A 21404-nucleotide genomic window follows, 5' to 3' on the forward strand; every position below is an offset into this window, starting at 1 on the left:
GCCTGTCAGGCGGCGGCCTGCACGGTCGCGACGGCCGGCGCGCGTTCGGCCTGGCGGCGCTGCCAGCGGCGCACGTGCGGCAGGTCGTCGTCGAGCCAGTACGCATCGTCGTCGGTGATCACCAGCAGCTCCTCGAATTTCGCGCCGACGCCGGCGAAGCCGAGATGCGGCTCCACGGCCCACAGGCCCGGCACGGGCGCGTGCTCGGAGCGGCGGTCGATCGACCACAGCGGCGACCAGCCCTGCTGCTTCGCTGCGCGGCCCTGGTCGAGCAGCAGGTTGCGTGTCGCGTTCAGCCCGAAGCGTGCGACGAAGCGCGGCTTCGACAGCTTGTGGATCTTCGCGACGCGATGCGCGAGCACCTTGAACGGATAGGCCTTGTGGCGCGGCTCTACGCCCTGGCGACGGCACAGCGCGTCGACCGCCTGTGCGACCTCGGCCATCGGACGACGCGCCTTCACGAGCTGCACGATCAGGTCGCGATGGTCCATCAGGTCGTCCTGCAGCTGTTCGAGGATCGGGTTGTGGCCGAGGCAGTGCGCGTAGCCGACGTCCGCGATGATCCCGTCGAGCACGGGCGCGACGTCGAGGATCACCGGCATGTCGGTTTCGAGCTGGCGGTTGCTCGGGAAGAACGCGAGGTTGAAGCCGCCCATGTGCTTCAGGCCCGAGAAGCCCTGGAACGCGGTGCGGTCGCCGAACCACGCGAACGGCTTGTGCAGCCAGTCGTGCACGCCGTTGTCCTGCAGCCATTCGGTCAGCAGGCGCGCGGCTTCCTTCTCGGTGATGCCGGGGTAGAGCATCGCGCCGACGGTCTCGACGCAGCGGTATGCAAGCTGCTGGACCGCGCGGAATTGCGGCAGCTCGTCGAGATGGACTTCCGGCAGCGGATGGTGGGCGGTCATAGTGCGTCTCCGTGTGTCGGCCCGGGTTCGCGCCTCGGCGCGACGCGGGTCCGGTGCAAGGCTGGGGCGCTGATCCGGAATGCATCCGCCGGTGATCCGGCGGCGGATTATTCAGTCAGCATTTAATGTGTCATTGATCAATGTAAAGATCATAGCGGGTTCGACGTGGCGCGGAGGTGAGGATTTCTCCTAATGAAGGCCGAAATGGAGGGGAAGCTCTAGGTTTGCGGCGGTCGGGGCGGATGGCCGTCGCTGCGCACGCATCCCGAGCGGGGCAGCCGGCCGGGGAGCGCCACGCGAGGCCGCGGCGCGGGCCTGGCATGTCGCGCTGGATCAACTCCCTGTCGTGTCGCGGCGCGACGCTGTCAAATTGCCGAAATAATTTCGTCACATCATTCGCCCCCGATTCGAAGCCTTCGCGGCTTCGCGGGGCCGGTGTGCCGCGCGTCGCGCGGGGGCAGCGACCGAAGCCGATTCGACCTTCCTGTGGAGACAGACCATGCAACGCCGCAAGTTCATGAACACCCTGGCCGCGGCGACCGCTGCGACGCCGCTGATGCTCAAGGCCGGCATGGCCGGCGCGAAGAGCGCGACCGCGCCGGACGCGCTGGACCCGGGCCGCTGGTCGCCGTTCAACGCCGCGCGCCTGCAGGCGGTACTCGACCAGCACGGCGTCGCGAGCGCGCGCTACGACGGGAAGCGCCGCCCGTATGCGGTGTTCGACTGGGACAACACGTGCATCATGAACGACTGCGAAGAAGCGTTGCTGATGTACCAGATCAACCATCTGCAGTACAAGCTGACGCCGGACGAGTTCGTCGGCGTGATGTGGAAGGACGTGCCGAAGGGCGCGTTCATGAAGGACTACACGACCGTCGACGGCAAGCCGGTGACGATGGAGGATCTCGCCGCCGACGTCGAGTCCGACTACCGCTGGCTCTACGCGAACTACAAGGGTTTCGGCGGCGACAAGAGCCTCGACGAGATTCGCGAGACCGACCAGTTCAAGGATTTTCGCGCGAAGCTGTACTTCATGTACGACGCGATCTGCGATACGCATCCGCTCGAAGTCGGCTACAAGTGGATCATCTATTTCTACAAGAACATGACGACCGCCGAGCTCCAGGCGATGGCGGAAGCGTCGAACAACTACGGGATCGGCGACGCGCTGCGCAAGGTCCGCTACGAAAGCCCGAAGGCGCTGCCGGGCAAGGCCGGCGTGGTGGCCGACACGCATTTCCACGGCATCCGCATTCACGAGGAAATCCGCGCGGTGATGCATACGCTGCGGGCGAACGGCATCGACGTGTACGTGAGTACCGCGTCGCTCGACGATGTCGTGCGCGTATTCGCCGGCAATCCGAACTATGGCTACGGCGTGCCGCCCGAGAACGTGATCGGCCTGCGTCTCGACATGCAGGACGGCAAGTACACGAGCACCTATCCGGCCGGCTGGCATTTCAACTGGGGGCCCGGCAAGACGGTGGGCATCCGCAACGTCCTCGCGTCGAAGAAGGGCTACGGCCCGCTGCTGGTGTTCGGCGACAGCGACGGCGACGCGTGGATGCTGCGCGACTTCAAGGACACCGCGGCCGGCGTGATCGTGAACCGGATGAAGAAGGGCGAGATCGGCGCGGACAGCAAGCTCGCGGCCGAGCAGATCGGCAAGCCGGACGCGCGCTTCCTGCTGCAGGGCCGCGACGAGCACACGGGGCTGATGATCCCGGACGAGAAGTCGATCAAGTACGGCAAGACCGACCGCAAGCTGCTGGCCTGACGCGGGCCGGGCGGCGGGCGGCGGGCATCCGGCATCCGGCATCCGGTTTCCGGCCGCGGCGGCCCCGCGCCCGAGCGTCGCCCGTCGGCATCGGCCGCGGCGTCGCTCGGGCCGGCGCCCGCCCGTCTCACTGCTCGCGCGGCGGCCTCAATCGCTCCAGCAACGCCCCCAGCAGATCCACCGGCAGCGGAAACACGATCGTCGAATTCTTGTCCGCCGCGATCGTCGTCAGTGTCTGCAGGTAGCGCAGCTGCATCGCCTGCGGCTGCAGCGCGAGCCGCTGCGCGGCCTGCAGCAGCTTCTCCGACGCCTGCAGTTCGCCTTCCGCATGGATCACCTTCGCGCGCCGCTCGCGTTCGGCCTCGGCCTGCCGCGCGATCGCGCGGATCATCGTCTCGTTCAGGTCGACGTGCTTGATCTCGACCGTCGACACCTTGATGCCCCACGCATCGGTCTGCGCGTCGAGCGTCTTCTGGATGTCGGCATTCAACTGCTCGCGTTCGGCGAGCAACGCGTCGAGCTCGTGCTTGCCGAGCACCGCGCGCAGCGTCGTCTGCGCGAGCTGGCTCGTCGCCTCGAAGAAGCGCGCGACCTGGATCACGGCCTTCTCCGGATCGACGACGCGGAAATACACGACCGCATTGACCTTCACCGACACGTTGTCGCGCGTGATCACGTCCTGCGCGGGCACGTCGAACACGACGGTGCGCAGGTCGATCCGCACGACCTGCTGGACGATCGGGATGATCAGCACGAGCCCCGGCCCCTTCACCTTCCAGAATCGACCGAGCATGAAGACGACGCCGCGCTCGTACTCGCGGAAGATGCGGATCGACGATGCGACGAGCACCACGACGAAGACGATCAGGACGCTGCTGAAGCCAAACGTGTAGCCCATCATGACGGTGCTCCCTGGTGTTGTTGTTCGTGTGCCGGCACGTCGTAGAGCGGCGCGACGGTGAGCGTCAGCCCGTGGCGGCCGGTCACGCGCACGCGGCAACCGGCGGCCAGCGGCGTGCTGCTCGCGACGCGCCAGCGCTCGCCGTGCACGCGCGCCCAGCCCGCCGCCGACGGTGCGGCGCCGGCCGCGCCCTGCGGCTGGTCGGCGTGCAGGCCGTCGTCGAGCACTTCGCCGATGCTGCCGACCATCGCCTCGGCGCCCGTCACCACCGGCCGCCGCCGCGCGCGCAGCGCGACGCTCGACACGACGGCGACGAGCAGCCCGCCGCCGGCCGCGAGGCCCACGATCACCGGCCACGGAATGCCGTAGCCGGGCACGTCGGTGTCGATCAGCATCAGCGCGCCGATCGTGAAGGCGACGATCCCGCCGAAACCGAGCACGCCGAAGGTCGGCAGGAACGCCTCGGCGACGAGGCAGCCGAGCCCGAGCAGCACGAGTCCGAGGCCCGCATAGCTGACCGGCAGCAATTGCATCGCGAACAGCCCGATCAGCAGGCAGATGGTGCCGGCGACGCCCGGCAGCACGAAGCCGGGATTCGCGAACTCGAAGAACAGCCCGTAGATGCCGATCGTCAGCAGGATCAGCGCGACGTTCGGATCGGTGATGATCGACAGGAAGCGGCTGCGCCAGTCGGGCGCCAGCACGACGAGAGGCGCATGCGCGGTCGCGAGGTGCAGCGTGCCGGCGGTCGTCGTCACGGTGCGCCCGTCGAGCTGGCGCGCGAGGTCGGCCGGGTCCTGCGCGACCAGGTCGACGACATGTTGCGCGCGCGCCTCCGTTGCCGACAGGCTCAACGCCTCGCGCACCGCGCGCTCGGCCCACTCGGCATTGCGTCCGCGCAACTGCGCGAGGCCGCGGATGTACGCGGCGGCGTCCTGGGTCGCCTTGCGGATCTCGGTCGACTGCGTGTCGTTCGGCAACTCGGCTGGCGTCGCGGATGCGCCGGACGCGCCGGCCGGCGACGGCTTCGTCGCCCCCGGCGCTCCCGGCGCGCCGCCGCCGATGCCGAACTGCACCGGCGATGCCGCGCCGAGATTGGTGCCGGGCGCCATCGCGGCAATGTGGCTCGCGTAGACGATATAGGTACCGGCGCTCGCGGCCCGTGCGCCACCCGGCGCGACGAACGCGGCGACCGGCACCGGCGAGCCGAGGATCGCCTTGATGATCAGCCGCATCGACGTGTCGAGCCCGCCGGGCGTATCGAGTTGCAGGATCGCGAGCGGCGCGTGCTCGCGCGCCGCGCGGTCGAGCGAGCGGACGATGAAGTCGGCGCTGGCCGGCCCGATCGCGCCGTTGACCGGAATCACGACGACCGGCGGTGCGGCGACGGGTGCGGTGGCGGGCTGGGTAGCGGGGGGCGGCGCGGCAACCGCCGCGCACACGACGAGCAGCGCCGCGAACAGCGCGGCGCGCGCGACCCGCGCGGACAGCGGGTGACGGGGGCGGCCGCCGGGCGATGCAGGTGCCGACGGCGGCCCATGACGGTGAATGTGCATCGGGGCGTCCGGGCGGCGCGCGGCCGCACGCCGTCCGGCTCGCGGAAAGGGCGTTGGCCCGATATTTGAAGATTAGGCGGTTTCGGCGGAAAGCGCGAAGGCGGTGCCGCCGGCCGCGCACTCAGCCGGCGGCGCTGCCCCGCGCGAGCGCTTCTTCCCGGTACTCGGCCGGGCTGCGCCCGCTCCATTTGCGAAACGCGCGGTAGAACGCGCTCGGTTCCGCGAAACCGGCGGCGGCCGCGACGTCGGCGATGGTCCGCGCCGGATCGGCCAGCGCCTCGAATGCGAGGTCGCGCCGCAGCGTGTCCTTGATCGACTGGTACGCGTGGCCTTCCTGGTGCAGCTTGCGGCGCAGCGTCGCCTCGGCCACGTGCAGCCGCGCGGCCATCCCGCCGGCGCCGGGCCACGCGGCGGGCGGCATCCCGCGCAGCACCGTGCGCACGCGCTGCGCGAGCGCGTTCGGGTTGCGGTACTTGACGATGAAGCTGGCCGGCGCATTGCGCAGGAAGGTCTTCAGCGTCTTCGCGTTCTGCACGATCGGCAGCGTCGCGAATTCGGGATCGAAATCGACATACGAATCGGGCTGGTTGAAGCGCATGTCGTCGCACAGCATCGACGGGTATTCGTGGTCGGCCGGCGGCGTGTCGCAGCGGAAGCTCGCGTGCAGCACCGGGATGCGGCGTCCGATCAGCCAGCAGGTGAGCCCGTACACGATGATGAAATAGGTCGCGTACGTAAACATCGCGGGTGCCGCGGCGCTGTTGCGGTGCACGAAGCGCAGCCGCACGCGCTGCGGGTTCGCGTCGAGCTCCGCGTGCAGGTCGTCGAGCACGCAGTGCATGAAATTCACCGCGCGCGCCATCGCGTGCAGTCCGTCCTGCGCGGACAGCGCGGCCTGGCTCATCGCAATGAAGCTGCCGCTACGCATCGGGTGGCGATCCTGCCCGAAAAACTCGTCGTCGAGCGCGCGCGCAATCGCGTTCCACAGCGCGCCGTATTGCTGCGCCGACACCCGCGCGCGCGGCTGCACGAGCAGCGCGGGCGCGATGCCGGCCTGCGCGAGCAGCGGCTCGGCCGCGACGCCGCGCCGGGTGGCGAGCGCGACGCTATAGGCGACGAGGCTGATCGCGACGGTTCCCTTCTCTTCCTGCTTCATCGAAGCCGCCGGTATGGCAAAAACGCTCAGTGTAAATGAGCGGCGCGAGCATCGAACAGTCGCGCGCGCTTGCCTACACTTGTTGCATCGAAACGAAAGGTCGGTCGCGGTACGCGGCCGCGGGAGACAGCAGCGCCATGGACGAGCTTTACACCGAAGACCAGCGGATGATCCGCGACGCCGCGCGCGCTTTTGCCACCGAGGTGCTGGCACCGAACGCCGCGCAGTGGGACCACGACGCGCACCTGCCCGACGCCGTCGTCGCGCAGCTCGGCGAACTCGGCCTGCTCGGGATGATCGTGCCGCAGGAGCTGGGCGGCGCGTATACGGATTACGTCGCCTATGCGCTGGCGATGGAAGAGATCGCGGCGGGCGACGCCGCCTGCGCGACGATGATGAGCGTGCACAACTCGGTCGGCTGCGGCCCGATCCTCGGCTTCGGCACGCCCGCGCAGAAGGATCGCTGGCTGGCCGAGATGGCGGCGGGCCGCATCATCGGCGCGTTCTGCCTGACCGAGCCGCAGGCCGGCTCCGAGGCGCACAACCTGCGCACGCGGGCGGAGCTGCGCGACGGCAAGTGGGTGCTGAACGGCGCGAAGCAGTTCGTGACCAACGGCCAGCGCGCCGGCGTGGCGATCGTTTTTGCCATGACCGACCCGGAAGCCGGCAAGCGCGGCATTTCCGCGTTCCTGGTGCCGACCGACACGCCGGGCTTCATCGTCGGCAAGCCGGAGAAGAAGATGGGCATCCGTGCATCCGACACATGCCCGATCACGTTCGAGAACTGCGCGATTCCGGAAGAGAACCTGCTCGGCAATCGCGGCGAAGGGCTGAAGATCGCGCTGTCGAACCTGGAAGGCGGGCGCATCGGCATCGCCGCGCAGGCGCTCGGCATCGCGCGCGCCGCATTCGACAAGGCGCGCCGCTATGCGGGCGAGCGCGTGCAGTTCGGCAAGCCGCTCGCCGAGCACCAGGCGATCCAGCAGAAGCTCGCCGACATGGCCACCCAGATCAACGCGGCGCGCCTGCTCGTGCATCACGCGGCGAAGCTGCGCACCGCCGGGCTGCCGTGCCTGTCGGAAGCATCGCAGGCGAAGCTGTTCGCGTCCGAGATGGCCGAGCGCGTGTGCTCGGACGCGATCCAGATCCACGGCGGTTATGGCTACCTCGTCGATTACGAAGTCGAGCGTCACTATCGCGACGCGCGCATCACGCAGATTTACGAAGGCACCAGCGAAGTGCAGCGGATGGTGATCGCGCGACAGCTTTGAGTCGCGACGGGCGCTCCATCGACAACCACGCAAACAACCAGACATACAGGCAGGCAAACAGGCAGGGCACGAGGGCAGCGCGGCAAACGCGGCACGCAACGACGTGACCGTGCGCCGCGCGATACGGAACCGGGCATTCGCTGCAGCGCGTGCCCGGTTGACCGCTGGGCATGGAGACTCGCCAAGGCATGGGACGCGAGTAAGCGCTAAAGCGCTAACTCACGTCGACCGCGCGAGGCATGGGACGTGAGTAAGCGCTAAAGCGCTAACTCACGTCGACCGCGCGAGGCATGGGACGTGAGTAAGCGCTAAAGCGCTAACTCACGTCGACCGCACGAGGCATGGGACGCGAGTAAGCGCTAAAGCGCTAACTCACGTCGACAGGAGACAGGAGACGACACGATGACGGTACAGGCATTCCTGGACGCACGCGACTTTCTGCTGCGCCATCGCACCGACTACGAAACCGCTTACCGCGATTTCGAATGGCCGGTGCTCGATGCGTTCAACTGGGCGCTCGACTACTTCGACCCGATGGCGCGCGGCAACGACAAGCCCGCGCTGTGGATCGTCGACGCGGCAACCGGCACGGGCGACCCGTATTCGTTCGCGCAGATGTCCGAGCGCTCGTCGCGGATCGCGAACTGGCTGCGCGGCATCGGCGTCGTGCGCGGCGACCGGATCCTGCTGATGCTGCCGAACCGTGTCGAGCTGTGGGACGCGATGCTCGCCGCGATGAAGCTCGGCGCAATCGTGCTGCCCGCGACCACGCAGCTGTCGGCCGACGACGTACGCGATCGCGTGCAGATCGGCGGCGCGAAATACGCGATCGTCGACGAGAACGAAACCGCGAAGTTCGAACAGGCCGATCTCGGCCTCGCGCAGAAGGTCGTCGCCGGCGCGCCGCGCGCGGGCTGGCTTGCGATGAACGACGGCTATGCGGCGAGCGCCGCGTTCGAGCCGGACGCCGTCACGCACGCGAGCGATCCGATGCTGCTGTACTTCACGTCGGGCACGACGTCGAAGCCGAAGCTCGTCGAGCACACGCATCGCACCTATCCGGTCGGGCACCTGTCGACGATGTACTGGGTCGGCCTGCAGCCGGGCGACATCCACTGGAACATCAGCTCGCCGGGCTGGGCGAAGCATGCATGGAGCTGCTTCTTCGCGCCGTGGAATGCGCAGGCGTGCGTGTTCGCATTCAATTACGCGCGCTTCGAGCCGAAGGTCGTGCTCGATGCGCTCGTCAAATACCAGGTGACCACGCTGTGCGCGCCGCCGACCGTGTGGCGCATGCTCGTGCAGCAGCCGCTCGCGTCGTTCGACGTGAAGCTGCGCGAGATCGTCGGCGCGGGCGAGCCGCTGAATCCCGAGATCATCGAGCGCGTGAAGAAGGCGTGGGGCATCACGATTCGCGACGGCTACGGCCAGACCGAGACGACCTGCCTGATCGGCAACACGCCGGGCCAGCCGGTCGTCGCGGGCTCGATGGGGCGGCCGCTGCCCGGCTACCGGATCGCGCTGCTCGACCCGGACGGCGCGCCGGTGACCGAAGGCGAGGTCGCGCTGCCGATCGGCGCCGGCGTGACGCGCCCGGTCGGCCTGATGACCGGCTATGCGAACAATCCCGACGCGACGGCCCACGCGATGCGCGACGGCCATTACCGCACGTCGGACATCGCGATGCGCGGCGACGACGGCTACTACGTGTACATCGGCCGCGCGGACGACGTGTTCAAGTCGTCCGACTACCGGCTGAGCCCGTTCGAACTGGAAAGCGTGCTGATCGAGCATCCGGCGATCGCGGAAGCGGCCGTCGTGCCGAGCCCGGACCCGCTGCGGCTGTCGGTGCCGAAGACTTTCATTACGCTGCGCCAGGGCTACGAGGAAAGTCCCGCGCTCGCGCTGGAGATCTTCCGCTTCTCGCGCGAGAAGCTCGCGCCGTACAAGCGCATTCGCCGCCTGCAGTTCGCGGAGCTGCCGAAGACGATCTCGGGGAAGATCCGCCGCGTCGAGTTGCGCCGCCGCGAGATCGAGCGCGGCGACGATGCGAGCACGCGGATGCCCGGCGAATACTGGGAAGAAGATTTCGCCGCCGAACTGAAATGACCGGCCGCGGGCCGCGCGCGCCGCGTTTGGCCGTGCGTCGCCCGCCACCGGACTGAACCGAACCGGCCGGGCGTGGCATCACGCCACGCGGCCCACTGCAAGGAGAGTGCACTGATGAACGCGAATCCGACGCCCCGCACGGGGCAAGACGTGCCGACGGTCAAGCTGCTGATCGACGGCGCCTTCGTCGAGTCCACCACGAGCGAGTGGCGCGACATCGTCAACCCGGCGACGCAGCAGGTCCTCGCGCGCGTGCCGTTCGCGACCGTCGCCGAAGTCGACGCGGCCGTGCAGGCCGCGCACGCCGCGTTTGCGACGTGGAAGAACACGCCGATCGCCGCGCGCATGCGCATCATGCTGAAGTTCCAGGATCTGGTGCGCGCGAACCTGCAGCGCATCGCGAAGACGCTGACGGCCGAGCAGGGCAAGACGCTGCCCGACGCCGAAGGCGACATCTTCCGCGGCCTCGAAGTGGTCGAGCACGCGTGCTCGATCGGTACGCTGCAACTCGGCGAATTCGCGGAGAACGTCGCGGGCGGCGTCGACACCTACACGCTGCGCCAGCCGCTCGGCGTGTGCGCGGGCATCACGCCGTTCAATTTCCCCGCGATGATTCCGCTGTGGATGTTCCCGATGGCGATCGTATGCGGCAACACGTTCGTGCTGAAGCCGTCCGAGCAAGACCCGATGTCGACGATGCAACTCGTCGAACTCGCGATCGAGGCCGGCGTGCCGAAGGGCGTGCTGAACGTCGTGCACGGCGGCAAGGAAGTGGTCGACGCGATCTGCACGCATCCGCTCGTGAAGGCGATCTCGTTCGTCGGCTCGACGGCGGTCGGCACGCACGTGTACAACCTCGGCAGCCAGCACGGCAAGCGCGTGCAGTCGATGATGGGCGCGAAGAACCACGCGGTGGTGCTGCCCGATGCGAATCGCGAGCAGACCCTCAACGCGCTCGTCGGCGCGGGCTTCGGCGCGGCCGGGCAGCGCTGCATGGCGACGTCGGTCGCGGTGCTGGTCGGCGAGGCGCGCGACTGGCTGCCCGATCTCGTCGCGAAGGCGAAGCTGCTGAAGGTGAACGCGGGCGCGGAAGCCGGCACCGACGTCGGCCCGGTCGTGTCGCGCGGAGCGAAGGCGCGCATCCTGTCGCTGATCGAAGCGGGCGTGAAGGAAGGCGCGAAGCTCGAGCTCGACGGTCGCGACGTGAAGGTGGCCGGTTACGAGGAGGGCAATTTCGTCGGCCCGACGATCTTCTCCGGCGTAAAGACCGACATGTCGATCTACACGCACGAGATCTTCGGTCCGGTGCTGGTCGTGCTCGAAGCCGACACGCTCGACGAAGCGATCGCGCTCGTCAACGCGAACCCGATGGGCAACGGCGTGGGCATCTTCACGCAGAGCGGCGCGGCGGCACGCAAGTTCCAGAGCGAGATCGACGTCGGCCAGGTCGGCATCAACATCCCGATCCCGGTGCCGGTGCCGTTCTTCAGCTTCACCGGTTCGCGCGGCTCGAAGCTCGGCGATCTCGGCCCGTACGGCAAGCAGGTCGTGCAGTTCTACACGCAGACCAAGACGGTCACCGCGCGCTGGTTCGACGACGACACGACGGCCGGCCCGGTGAACACGACGATCCGGCTGCATTGAGCCGCGGAGGACACGAACATGAAGATCGGTTTTATCGGACTGGGCCACATGGGGGCGCCGATGGCGCTGAACCTGTTGAAGGCCGGCCATGAAGTGCATGCGTTCGACCTGAGCGCCGACGCATTGCGCGCGCTGCAGGACGCCGGCGCGCAGGTCGCCGCATCGCCGCGCGACGCGGCATCGGGCGCGGCCTTCGTGATCACGATGCTGCCGGCCGCGCCGCACGTGCGCTCGGTGCTCGCCGGCGAGAACGGCGTGCTGGCCGGCCTCGGCGCCGGCGCGACCGTGATCGATTCGAGCACGATCGACCCGGCGAGCGCACAGGCGTTCGGCGCGCTCGTGCGCGAGCACGGCGGCGCGTTCGTCGACGCGCCCGTGTCGGGCGGCACCGGCGGCGCGGCGGCCGGCACCTTGACCTTCATGGTCGGCGGCAGCGATGCGGATTTCGAGCGCGTGAAGCCGGTGCTCGCCGGGATGGGCAAGAACATCGTCCACTGCGGGCCGACGGGGATGGGGCAGGTCGCGAAGGTCTGCAACAACCTCGTGCTCGGCATCTCGATGGCGGCCGTGTCGGAGGCGATGTCGCTCGGCGTCGCGCTCGGCATCGACCCGAAGGTGCTGGCCGGCATCGTCAACACGTCGACGGGCCGCTGCTGGAGCTCGGACACCTACAACCCGTATCCGGGCGTGATCGACACCGCGCCGTCGTCGCGCGGCTACAGCGGCGGCTTCGGCACCGACCTGATGCTGAAGGATCTCGGCCTCGCGAACGACGCCGCGAAGCAGGCGCGCCAGCCCGTCTATCTCGGTGCGCTCGCGCAGCAGCTGTACCAGACGATGAGCAGCCGCGGCGACGGGCAGCTCGATTTCTCGGCGGTGATCCGCCTGTACCAACCGGCCATCAAGAAGGACGCCTCATGATCGAACTGGACTACGTCGACGACGGCGCGATCGCGTGCGCGACGCTCAAGCGTCCGCCCGCGAACGCCTTCACCGCCGACGGCCTGCAGCAGCTGCAGGCCACCGTCGCCGAATTGAATGCGAACCCGCGCGTGCGTGCGCTGGTGATCACCGGCGACGGCCCGAAGTTCTTCAGCGCGGGCGCGGACCTGAACACGTTCGCCGACGGCGATCGCGCGGTCGCGCGCGCGATGGCCGCACGTTTCGGCGCGGCATTCGAGGCGCTGCACGACGCGCGCGTCGTGACGATCGCGGCGATCAACGGCTATGCGATGGGCGGCGGCCTCGAATGCGCGCTCGCGTGCGACCTGCGGATCGCCGAGACGCACGCGCAGATGGCGCTGCCCGAGCCGTCGGTCGGCCTGCTGCCGTGCGGGCTCGGCACGCAGACGCTGCCCTGGCTCGTCGGTGAAGGCTGGGCGAAGAAGATCATCCTGGCCGGCACGCGCGTCGACGCGGCGACGGCCCTCAGGATCGGCCTCGTCGAGGACGTAGTCGAAAGGGGCGCGGCCCGCGATGCGGCGCTGGCGCTCGCGCGCAACGTCGCGCGACAGAGCCCGCATGCGGTCGCCTACAGCAAGGAGCTGATCGGCCTCGCGCGCCGCGGCGTGCCGCGCGGCGCGGCGCTCGCGGTCGAGCGCGAGCGCTTCGTCGACCTGTTCGACACGAACGATCCGCGCGAGGGCGTGGCCGCGTTTCTCGGCAAGCGCGCGCCGCAATGGCACACCGACGGGGAGCCGCAACGATGAGCACGCCGGTGACGACTCATGACAGCTTCGCGCAACCCGCGCCGGAGGTGCTGTTTCGCGTGGTGAACCGCGTGGCGCTCATTACGCTGAACCGGCCGGCCGCGCTCAATGCGTTGTCCTATTCGATGATCGGCGAGCTGGCGGCGCTGCTCGAACGTTGCCGCACCGACGACCAGATCGTCGCGGTCGTGCTGCGCGGTGCGGGCGAGAAGGGCTTCTGCGCGGGCGGCGACGTGCGCGCGCTGCACCGAATGGTCGCGCAGCGCGAGACCTGGCTGCCGTTCTTCGTCGACGAATACCGGCTCGACTACGCAATCCACACGTTCCCGAAGCCGGTGGTCGCGCTGATGGACGGCGTGACGATGGGTGGCGGAATGGGGCTCGCGCAAGGCGCGGCGCTGCGCGTCGCGACCGAGCGCAGCAAGATCGCGATGCCCGAGACGCGCATCGGCCTCGTGCCCGACGTCGGCGCGACGCATTTCCTGGCGCGCATGCCGGTCGAGCTCGAGCTGTACGTGGGGCTGACGGGCGCGATGCTGTCGGGTGCCGACGCGCTGAGCGCGAAACTCGCGGATCTGTGCGTGCCGTCGGCGTGGCTCGATACGTTCGAGACGCGCATCGACAGCATCAAGTGGGACGGCGACGTGCTGCCGGCGCTGCGCAAGGTGTTCGAGCCGCCCTGCAACGTCGTGCCGCATGCGGCGCTCGATACGCAGATGGCGTGGATCGTCCGTCACTTCGACAAGCGCTCGACCGTCGAGCGGATCGTCGCGACGCTCACGCAGGAGCTCGCGCGCGACGAGCTGTCGCGCGAGCACCGTCAATGGCTGCAGGCGACGCTCGATGCACTCGCCGGCCATTCGCCGACGATGCTGTGCGTGACGCGCGAAGCGCTGCTGCGCGGCCGCCAGATGACGCTCGCCGAATCGTTCCGGATGGAGCTCGGCATCGTCGCGCGCGCGATCGAGGAGGGCGACTTCTGCGAAGGCGTGCGCGCGCATCTCGTTGACAAGGATCGCAAGCCGCGCTGGGCGCCGGCGTCGCTCGTCGAGCTGCGCGCCGAGCGCGTGCGGCATTTCCTGACGTCGCCGTGGAAGCTGTTCGCCCATCCGCTCGCCGATCTCGGCGCGGCGTGAGCGCCGCGTGACGGCCCGGCGCGCCCGTGCGGCGCGTCGGTTTCAACCGGTTTTCTTGAGGCTCGCGGGCTCCGGCCGCTCGATCATCGGCGGCACCGCCTGCACGAGCGCGTCGATCACGCAGCGCGTCTTGCGCGGCAGGTAGCGCGTTTTCGGCCAGATCGCGTGAATGTCGCCTTCGCATACGAAGCAGCGATCGAGCACGACGACCATCTCGCCGCGCTTCACGTAATGATCGAGCAGCCAGCTCGGCAGCCACGCGATCCCGAACCCCGATGCGCCGGCCGCCGCGATCGCCTGCACGTCGTCGAAGCTGAGCTGGTGCGGCATGTCGATGCGCACCGTCGAGCCGTCCGGCGCGCGCAGGTCCCACGGCTGCGCGACGCCCGAGCGTGAGTACGCGATCGTCCGGTGGTTCCTCAGATCGTCGAGCGATTGCGGCATCCCGTAGCGCGCGAGATACGACGGCGCGGCGCCGAGGCTCCCGTATTGCGTGCCGAGCCGCCGCACCGCGAGGCTCGTGCTGTCCGCGAGCGAACCGATCCGCACCGCGAGGTCGATGCCTTCCTCGACCAGGTCGACGAAGCGGTCGGTGATCGACACGTCGATCCGCAGGTGCGGATAGGTGCGCGCGAGATCGAGCACGATCGGCGTCACGCAGTGATGCCCGAACGCGAGCGGCACGCTCAGCCGCAGCTTGCCGCGCGCTTCGTTGCGGCCGCAATCGAGATCGGCTTCGGCCGCTTCCAGCTCCGCCAGCGCGCGCACGCAGCGGTCGTAGTACGCCTGGCCGTCGTCGGTCAGGCTCTGGCTGCGCGTCGTGCGCTGCAGCAGCCGCGCGCCGAGCCGCTTCTCGAGCCGCGCGATTGCCTTGCCGACCGCCGAGCGCGTCATGTCGAGCCGTTCCGCGGCGAGCGCGAAGCTGCCGGATTCCACGACCTGGACGAAGGTCGTTACGCCGTCGAGTTTGTCGGTCATGGCGGGGTGTGCTGGGGTTGCCCTGATTGCGTCCTGTGATTCCCGAGTCCGGGGAAATGGACGCATCAATGGGGAGGGAAATTCTCACTATAGTACCGATTCCCGCCCAGCGTGCGTTGCCGGCCGCACGCGGCGCATCCTTCTCACCTGGAGGCGCACGGCCTGTCGAGGGCCGTCGCGCAATACGCATGACCCTATCCGACTCCCGCAGGAATGCGGTCGCGCTGGCGGCCGTCTGTCTCACGTCGCTGATGTTCGGCCTCGAGATCTCGAGCGTGCCGGTGATCCTGCCGACGCTCGAACGTGTGCTGCACGGCGACTTCAACGGCATGCAGTGGATCATGAACGCGTACACGATCGCGTGCACGACGGTGCTGATGGCGGCCGGCACGCTCGCCGACCGGTTCGGCCGCAAGCGCGTGTACGTGATCGGCACCGTGCTGTTCGGCGCGACCTCGCTGCTGTGCGGGCTCGCGCCGAACGTGCCGGTGCTGGTCGCGGGCCGGCTGCTGCAGGGCGCGAGCGGCGGCGCGATGCTGATCTGCCAGATCGCGGTGCTGTCGCATCAGTTCCGCGAAGGGCGCGAGCGTGGCCGCGCGTTCGGGATCTGGGGCATCGTGTTCGGGATCGGCCTCGGCTTCGGGCCGATCGTCGGCGGCGCGATCGTCGCGGCGGCGAGCTGGCCGTGGGTGTTTCTCGTGCATGCGCCGCTCGCGGCCGTCGCGCTCGTGCTGATCGGCGGCGCGGTGCAGGAGTCGCGCGATCCGCATGCGGGCACGCTCGACGTCGCGGGCATCGTCACGCTGTCGCTCGCGGTGCTCGGTCTCGCGTTCTACATTACCCAGAGCGCCGAATTGGGGCTCACGAGTGCGGCCGGCCTCGGCGTGCTCGGCGCGACCGTGCTCGCGCTGGCCGGCTTCTTCGTCGCGGAGCGCACGAGCGCGCGGCCGATGTTCGACTTCTCCGTGTTCCGGATTCGCGCGTTCACCGGTGCGATCTTCGGCTCGATGGGGATGAACTTCAGCTTCTGGCCGTTCATGATCTACCTGCCGATCTGGTTCCAGGTCGCGCTCGGCTACGACAGCGTGACGGCCGGCCTCGCGCTGCTCGCGTACACGCTGCCGACGCTGGTCGCGCCGCCGTTCGGCGAGCGGCTCGCGCTGCGCTACGGGCCAGGCGTCGTGATTCCGGGCGGCCTGTTTACGATCGCCGCCGGCTTCGCGCTGATGCGGATCGGCAGCGGCGTGGAGCACGCGAGCTGGCTCACGATGCTGCCCGGCTGCGTGATCGCCGGCATCGGGCTCGGGCTCACCAACACGCCGGTCACGAACACGACGACGGGCGCGGTGCCGAGTTCGCGGGCCGGGATGGCGTCGGGCATCGACATGAGCGCGCGGATGATCTCGCTCGCGCTGAACATCGCGACGATGGGCTTCGTGCTGGTCGCGGGGATCGTCGCGAGCCTGAAGGCCGGCGTCGCGGGAGCGGTCGATGCGGAGGCGCTGCGCGCGCTGGCGCAGCAGATCGCGTCGGGCCGCACCGACGGGCTGCAGGCGATCGCGCCGGCGCTCGCCAAGGCCGACCCGAGCGGTGCGGCGCTGCACGCGGCGCTCGTGCACGGCTTCGGCTGGGTGATGGTGTACGGCGCGGCCGGCGTGGCCGTGCTCGCGACGGCAAGCGCGGTGGCGTTCGCGCCGGCGCGGCGGGGGGTGACGGTGTGTGAATGACGCGTGCGCCGCGCGTCGGGTGACGCGTCGTTGCCGTGACGCGGCAACGAGCGCCATCATCGGCCGGTCGTGTTCCTCGCCGCGCGCGGGCATCGCGCCGATTCCCGTCCGTTCAGGTGCGTGCGCATCTTGTGCGATTGCCGCACGCGGTGTGGTGCGCGGCTGGTTCCGCGCGCTTACGCGCCGTCGCCGCGGGCATCGATCCTGCGTTGCGTGTCCGCGTCGACGATCGCACGGATCGCGTTGAACAGCGGCGCGGCGTCGATGTAGCGCCGGCCGTAGCCGAGATTGAACGCGTAGTCGAAGTCCGGCGGATTGCTGCCCTGGTTGTGCTGCAGGATCGTCTCGAGCTTGTCGAGTGCCTTCGCGGCGCGCGCTTCCGGTGATGTCGCCGCCTCGTATTCGTCCCACAGTGCGACGATCTCGTCGCGCAGCGCGCGATCGAGCCCGGCCGTCAGCGTGAGCAGGTCGTCGCGTTCGTGCGTGCTCTTGTCCGGATGCGCGGCCTGCTCGATCGCGGGGATGTCGCCGTGCAGCGCTTCGCCGAGATCGTGGACGACGCACAGTTTCAGCAGCTTCGTCGTGTCGACGTCGGGCAGCGCGTCGGCGAACACGAGCGCCATCAGGCACAGCCGCCAGCTGTGCTCGGCCGTGCTTTCGGCGCGCCCGCTCGACGTGTGGCCGCTGCGCAGCACGTCTTTCAGGCGTTCGGCTTCGCGCAGGAAATCGAGCCGCGCGTGGATCGTGTCGAGGTTCATGGCTGGTGGGAATGCTCGAATCGTGCCGTCTAGCGTACGCCGTGCGGCCGCGCTGCGTCCACGCATGAAATATGCGCGCCGCGCTCGCACCCCGCGCCCGCCGCGCGTGCTACAGCGTTTCGACGAGGCGCGCGGCGGAGCCGTCCGACAGCGTCATCCGCGTCCATCGGCAGGTGCTGCCGCGGATCGGCACGACGCGCGACGCATTGGCGCCGGTCGCGAATTCGACGCTCGGCGGCCCCGCATGATCGTGCCAGCCGAGCGGGTCGAGCGCGGCTTCCATGCGGACGATCTCCGGCGACGCATAGCGCCACAGCGACGTGCCGAGCAGCGTCGGCAGCGGCCGCGAGAACTCGGCCGCGCGCGACGGCGAGCACGCGAGCAGACGGTGCGTGAGGTCGCACACGAGATGCATGCGCGCCGCGCTGCTCGCGATCAGCCGCGCGAGCGCGTGGTCGCCAGCCGAATCGAGACGCGCGGCAAGCAGCCGCTCGGCCGTCGCGCGCTCGTCCGGCGACATCTGCTGGATGCCGGCTTCCCAGCGCGAGATCGTCGATTGGGCGACGCCGAACAATTCGGCAGCATGGCTCTGCTTCACGCGATGCAGCGTGCGCCAACGCTTGAGTTGCGGGCCGAGCGGCGGGGTGTGAAGCGGTGAGGCGGGCATGTTCGTATTCCGTTCGGGATGCGGGCCGCGCAGGCGCCGCGTTGCGCAATGGATGAATGGGGCCGTCATTTCCGGGATGCCTGGATTACGACGAACCCGATCGGAACGCGCGTCGTCCGCCAAGGGTGGGTGAGCCGTCGGCGGTGATCGGTGTGCGCTGCATCGTGAGATCCAGACCTGCGATCGCCATCGTGACATGCCGAGCTTAGATCGTGTACGGCTGGTCGAGCAACGGTGCGGCCATCCCGGACGGTACGTCGAAACCCTCGGCGGAATAGCAGCCGCAACTCCGCCAATCGCGCCGTCTCTATCGACACGCCGGGCGTCCGGCTCCGCCGGCAATGTTTTCGACAGGCTTTCAACCGGCTCCGCCATATCTTATTATTCGGCGAAAGCGGAGCGCGCCGGCCGTCATTGGACATGTCGACGCATGACGCGCCGGTCAGCATTGCCACCGTCCGACTTCCGCATCGCACGATGCACGATCGGCACGACCGGAGGCGCGTGATCTGCGCGTATCCCGAAAAAATCAATACGAGGGCGCCATGGTACGACTGGTGTTGCTGCTGCTGGGCATCGAATATCTGCGAACGCGCTGGCGTGGACTGACCGTGCTGGGCTGGCTGTGGGTCGTCGCGGGCGTCGGCATCTTCGTCGACGCACTCGACGGCGCGCTGCATTTTCCGATCGAACTGTTCGCGTGGCTGTTCCTGATCGAGGGGCTCGCGACGCTCGCGGTGGCCGGCAGCGGCGTCGGCGGGCAGCGCATCCTGCGCTACGTGAAGGGCATCGCGGTCGTGGTGGCCGCCGCGCTCGTGTTCGCCGGCCATCATCACGGACACTTCCTGCTGTCGATGATCTTCGGCACGCTGTTCCTCGTCGACGGGCTGCTGCAGTGCACGTCCGCGTGGATGGTGCGTTACCGGCGCTGGCACGTCGCATTTGCGTGGGGCGTCGTCGAGATCCTGCTCGCGATCTTCTTCTACCAGCCGTATCCGACTCATTATGTGGGCACCGTGCCGTACTGCCTCGGCCTGCTGCTGATGTTCGGCGGGATGCACATGCTGAGCCTTGCCGCGCGCGTGCGGCGGCTGACGCGCAACCCCGCGTTCGTCACGTCGCCGGCGCCGGCGATCGTCCCCGACATCGACACGGCTGCCGACCTCCCGCGCTTCACGCAATCCGAATGGGATGGTCCGCCGGCCGACCACGAGCACGCGCTGACCGTGCACGTGTGGACGCCGACCGGCACGTCGAAGGCCGAGGCGCAGCGCTATCCGGTGATCGACCGCTACATCGCGGCGGTGGACGTCAACGGGGTGATCTCCACCGGCCATGCGGCGCTGGAGTCGCCCGAGGGCATCTACATCAGCCTGTATCCGGCCGTCGAGATCGATCGTTCTCCCGATGAATTCACGCGGATCCTGCGCGCGACGCGCGAGAACGACGTGCCCGGGCTGTTCCAGCCCGACTATGCGACCGAGTCGAAGGCGTGGTGTCCGTCGACCGTGCGCGTGCGGATCCGCAACTACGATCCGGCGAAGCTGGCCGCGTTCTGGTCGTCGTATCGGCAGACGGTCACGTACAACCTCACGCACCGCAACTGTTCGAGCACCGTGTCGAACGCGCTCGAAGCGGCGCTCGACGGCGCGGTGTGGCGGCTCAAGGGCACGCGGGCCGGGTGGGGCGCATTCGTGCGGCTGCTGCTCACGCCCGAGCTGTGGGTCGCCGCGCAGATCCGCAAGCGTGCGGTGACGATGGCCTGGACGCCCGGGCTCACGCTCGACTATGCGCGCGCGCTCAGCATGCTCGCCGATCCGCGTCCGTTCGCGTGGTGGAAGGTCGCGCGCTCGGCCGTGCAGGCGATCATCGCGTCGCGCCGCGCGTGGCGCGAGCAGGACAGCGCTGCGCTGTCGTCCGGCGGATCGGAAGCCGCGTCGGTGAAATGATCGCGTGGCGCCGGACGAGGGCCTGCGCGTGAGCATCTGCGTGTGGCAGATTCTCGCGCTCGAAGGCCCGGATTCGGCCGCGCGTGCGTGCATGCACGCTTGGCAGCGAGCCGTGAGCAGGGGCATGCTGTCCGCGAGTTCGATGCTTTGCCCGTTCCGATCGCGACGCGATAGGGCTTGCCCGGCCGGCAGGCCGTCAACGTGGGGATGCTCCGTTGCAGGGTTGGGCGGCGTCTCCGGCGGAGAAGGGCGCGTATTGGTACCGGTGCCGGCGCTGACAAGGGTGGCGTTCGACTACGAATTCCTTCGTCCACCTTCATATTGATGCCACGTTGCGCGAGCAACAATCGCGGGCAGACATTCGACAACCTTGTGGCGCATCCCGCGACCGCAAGCCTTTTCCGAGGAAACGCCATGCTCAAGACGCTCGCCCGCGCCGCGGCCGCAATCGCGGTTGCATTCGCCTCGCTGCACGCCGTCGCGCAGACCAGCTACGACTACCTGCTGCTCGCTGCTTCGTGGGAACCCGGCTTCTGCGCGTCGCACGACACGCCGGAGTGTACGAACCTCGCCGGCACGTACGCGGCGACGAGCCTGTCGCTGCATGGTCTCTGGCCGAACCGGTACGACGGCAACCAGCCGTTCTACTGCGGCGTGCCGCAGAGCGACGTCGATCTCGACAACGCGCACCAGTGGTGCAGCATGGATGCGTATCCGGTCAGCACCGCGACCCGCAACACGCTGTCGACCTACATGCCGGGCGTGGCGTCGTGCCTCGACAAGCACGAATGGTTCAAGCACGGCACCTGCTCGAACGCGGCGTCGCCGGATGCGTACTGGAATCAGGCGGCGGGAATGATCAGCCGGCTCGGCAACACGTCGTTCAACGCGTTCCTGCAGGCGAACGCAGGCAAGACGGTGACGCGCAACCAGCTGCTGTCCGCGTTCGAAGGCGCGTTCGGCAGCAATACGCGCAGCGCGGTGTCGCTGAAGTGCACGAAGACCAATGGCGTCAGCTATTTCACGGAAGCGTGGATCGCGGTCAAGACGAACGCGACCACGCAGTTTCCGAGCGCGGCGTCGCTCGTGACGGACGGGAATACGCAGGGGACGTGCCCGACGTCGGGCGTGTATATCGCGAAGTAACGCGCGAAGTTGCGC

At 68.8% G+C, this 21404-nt stretch carries 17 protein-coding genes; 10 read left to right on the forward strand and 7 right to left on the reverse strand.

Going from position 1 to position 21404, the window contains the following annotated elements:
• Positions 1-5 precede the first annotated feature (5 nt).
• On the reverse strand, positions 6-905 hold the full coding sequence (locus tag U4Z64_RS08345) for a M24 family metallopeptidase (RefSeq protein WP_321819671.1): 900 nt from the start codon (positions 903-905) through the stop codon (positions 6-8).
• A gap of 499 nt (positions 906-1404) precedes the next feature.
• Here U4Z64_RS08345 and U4Z64_RS08350 point away from each other — a divergent pair, with 499 nt between their 5' ends.
• Entirely contained in the window at positions 1405-2682 is a 1278-nt protein-coding gene (locus tag U4Z64_RS08350) for a haloacid dehalogenase-like hydrolase (RefSeq protein WP_044846880.1), read from the forward strand.
• 127 nt (positions 2683-2809) lie between these two features.
• On the opposite strand, the gene U4Z64_RS08355 is transcribed toward U4Z64_RS08350, so the two are convergent.
• From U4Z64_RS08355 to U4Z64_RS08365, 3 genes are all read right to left on the reverse strand, one after another.
• Entirely contained in the window at positions 2810-3583 is a 774-nt protein-coding gene (locus U4Z64_RS08355) for a slipin family protein (protein WP_044846881.1), read from the reverse strand.
• Positions 3580-5139 carry a nodulation protein NfeD gene (locus U4Z64_RS08360; protein WP_321819672.1) on the reverse strand — a complete coding sequence of 520 codons (1560 nt, stop codon included), beginning with the start codon at positions 5137-5139 and terminating at the stop codon, positions 3580-3582. Before U4Z64_RS08360 ends, U4Z64_RS08355 begins: the two co-directional genes overlap by 4 nt.
• 121 nt (positions 5140-5260) lie before the next feature.
• Positions 5261-6295 (reverse strand): AraC family transcriptional regulator, encoded by a 1035-nt coding sequence (locus tag U4Z64_RS08365; protein WP_321819673.1) that lies wholly within the window; start codon positions 6293-6295, stop codon positions 5261-5263.
• 137 nt (positions 6296-6432) lie between these two features.
• On the opposite strand from U4Z64_RS08365, the gene U4Z64_RS08370 reads away from it, so the two are divergent.
• The 6 genes from U4Z64_RS08370 (at position 6433) to U4Z64_RS08395 (ending at position 14164) form a co-directional block, all read left to right on the forward strand.
• Complete coding sequence (locus tag U4Z64_RS08370) at positions 6433-7566, forward strand: acyl-CoA dehydrogenase family protein (RefSeq protein ID WP_044846910.1); 1134 nt, start codon at positions 6433-6435, stop codon at positions 7564-7566.
• Positions 7567-7968: 402 nt separating this feature from the next.
• Positions 7969-9675: an AMP-binding protein gene (locus tag U4Z64_RS08375; RefSeq protein ID WP_321819674.1), complete on the forward strand. Its 1707-nt coding sequence runs from the start codon at positions 7969-7971 to the stop codon at positions 9673-9675.
• Positions 9676-9789: 114 nt separating this feature from the next.
• Positions 9790-11319, forward strand: a complete 1530-nt coding sequence (locus U4Z64_RS08380) for a CoA-acylating methylmalonate-semialdehyde dehydrogenase (RefSeq protein WP_124667451.1) — start codon at positions 9790-9792, stop codon at positions 11317-11319.
• An 18-nt stretch (positions 11320-11337) separates the two neighbouring features.
• Entirely contained in the window at positions 11338-12240 is a 903-nt protein-coding gene (mmsB, locus tag U4Z64_RS08385) for a 3-hydroxyisobutyrate dehydrogenase (protein WP_321819675.1), read from the forward strand.
• Complete coding sequence (locus U4Z64_RS08390) at positions 12237-13028, forward strand: enoyl-CoA hydratase (RefSeq protein WP_321819676.1); 792 nt, start codon at positions 12237-12239, stop codon at positions 13026-13028. Before mmsB ends, U4Z64_RS08390 begins: the two co-directional genes overlap by 4 nt.
• Entirely contained in the window at positions 13025-14164 is a 1140-nt protein-coding gene (locus U4Z64_RS08395) for an enoyl-CoA hydratase/isomerase family protein (protein WP_321819677.1), read from the forward strand. Before U4Z64_RS08390 ends, U4Z64_RS08395 begins: the two co-directional genes overlap by 4 nt.
• A gap of 42 nt (positions 14165-14206) precedes the next feature.
• On the opposite strand, the gene U4Z64_RS08400 is transcribed toward U4Z64_RS08395, so the two are convergent.
• Positions 14207-15142, reverse strand: coding sequence for a LysR family transcriptional regulator (locus tag U4Z64_RS08400; RefSeq protein ID WP_044846889.1), 936 nt, complete (start codon positions 15140-15142; stop codon positions 14207-14209).
• Between the two features lie 188 nt (positions 15143-15330).
• Here U4Z64_RS08400 and U4Z64_RS08405 point away from each other — a divergent pair, with 188 nt between their 5' ends.
• The gene (locus tag U4Z64_RS08405; protein WP_321819678.1) at positions 15331-16869 is read left to right on the forward strand and encodes an MFS transporter; all 1539 of its coding nucleotides are present in this window, start codon (positions 15331-15333) and stop codon (positions 16867-16869) included.
• Positions 16870-17045: 176 nt separating this feature from the next.
• Here the strand turns inward: U4Z64_RS08405 and U4Z64_RS08410 are convergent, their stop codons facing one another.
• Complete coding sequence (locus U4Z64_RS08410; RefSeq protein WP_321819679.1) at positions 17046-17627, reverse strand: HD domain-containing protein; 582 nt, start codon at positions 17625-17627, stop codon at positions 17046-17048.
• Positions 17628-17736: 109 nt separating this feature from the next.
• Positions 17737-18294, reverse strand: a complete 558-nt coding sequence (locus U4Z64_RS08415; protein ID WP_044846911.1) for a helix-turn-helix domain-containing protein — start codon at positions 18292-18294, stop codon at positions 17737-17739.
• 545 nt (positions 18295-18839) lie between these two features.
• Between U4Z64_RS08415 and U4Z64_RS08420 the strand changes: the two genes are divergently transcribed.
• Complete coding sequence (locus tag U4Z64_RS08420; RefSeq protein ID WP_257769070.1) at positions 18840-20243, forward strand: HdeD family acid-resistance protein; 1404 nt, start codon at positions 18840-18842, stop codon at positions 20241-20243.
• Positions 20244-20657: 414 nt separating this feature from the next.
• Positions 20658-21389 carry a ribonuclease T2 gene (locus U4Z64_RS08425; protein WP_321819680.1) on the forward strand — a complete coding sequence of 244 codons (732 nt, stop codon included), beginning with the start codon at positions 20658-20660 and terminating at the stop codon, positions 21387-21389.
• Positions 21390-21404: the final 15 nt, after the last annotated feature.

The sequence above is a fragment of the Burkholderia sp. BCC1996 genome (assembly GCF_905339955.1).
Lineage (GTDB): Bacteria > Pseudomonadota > Gammaproteobacteria > Burkholderiales > Burkholderiaceae > Burkholderia.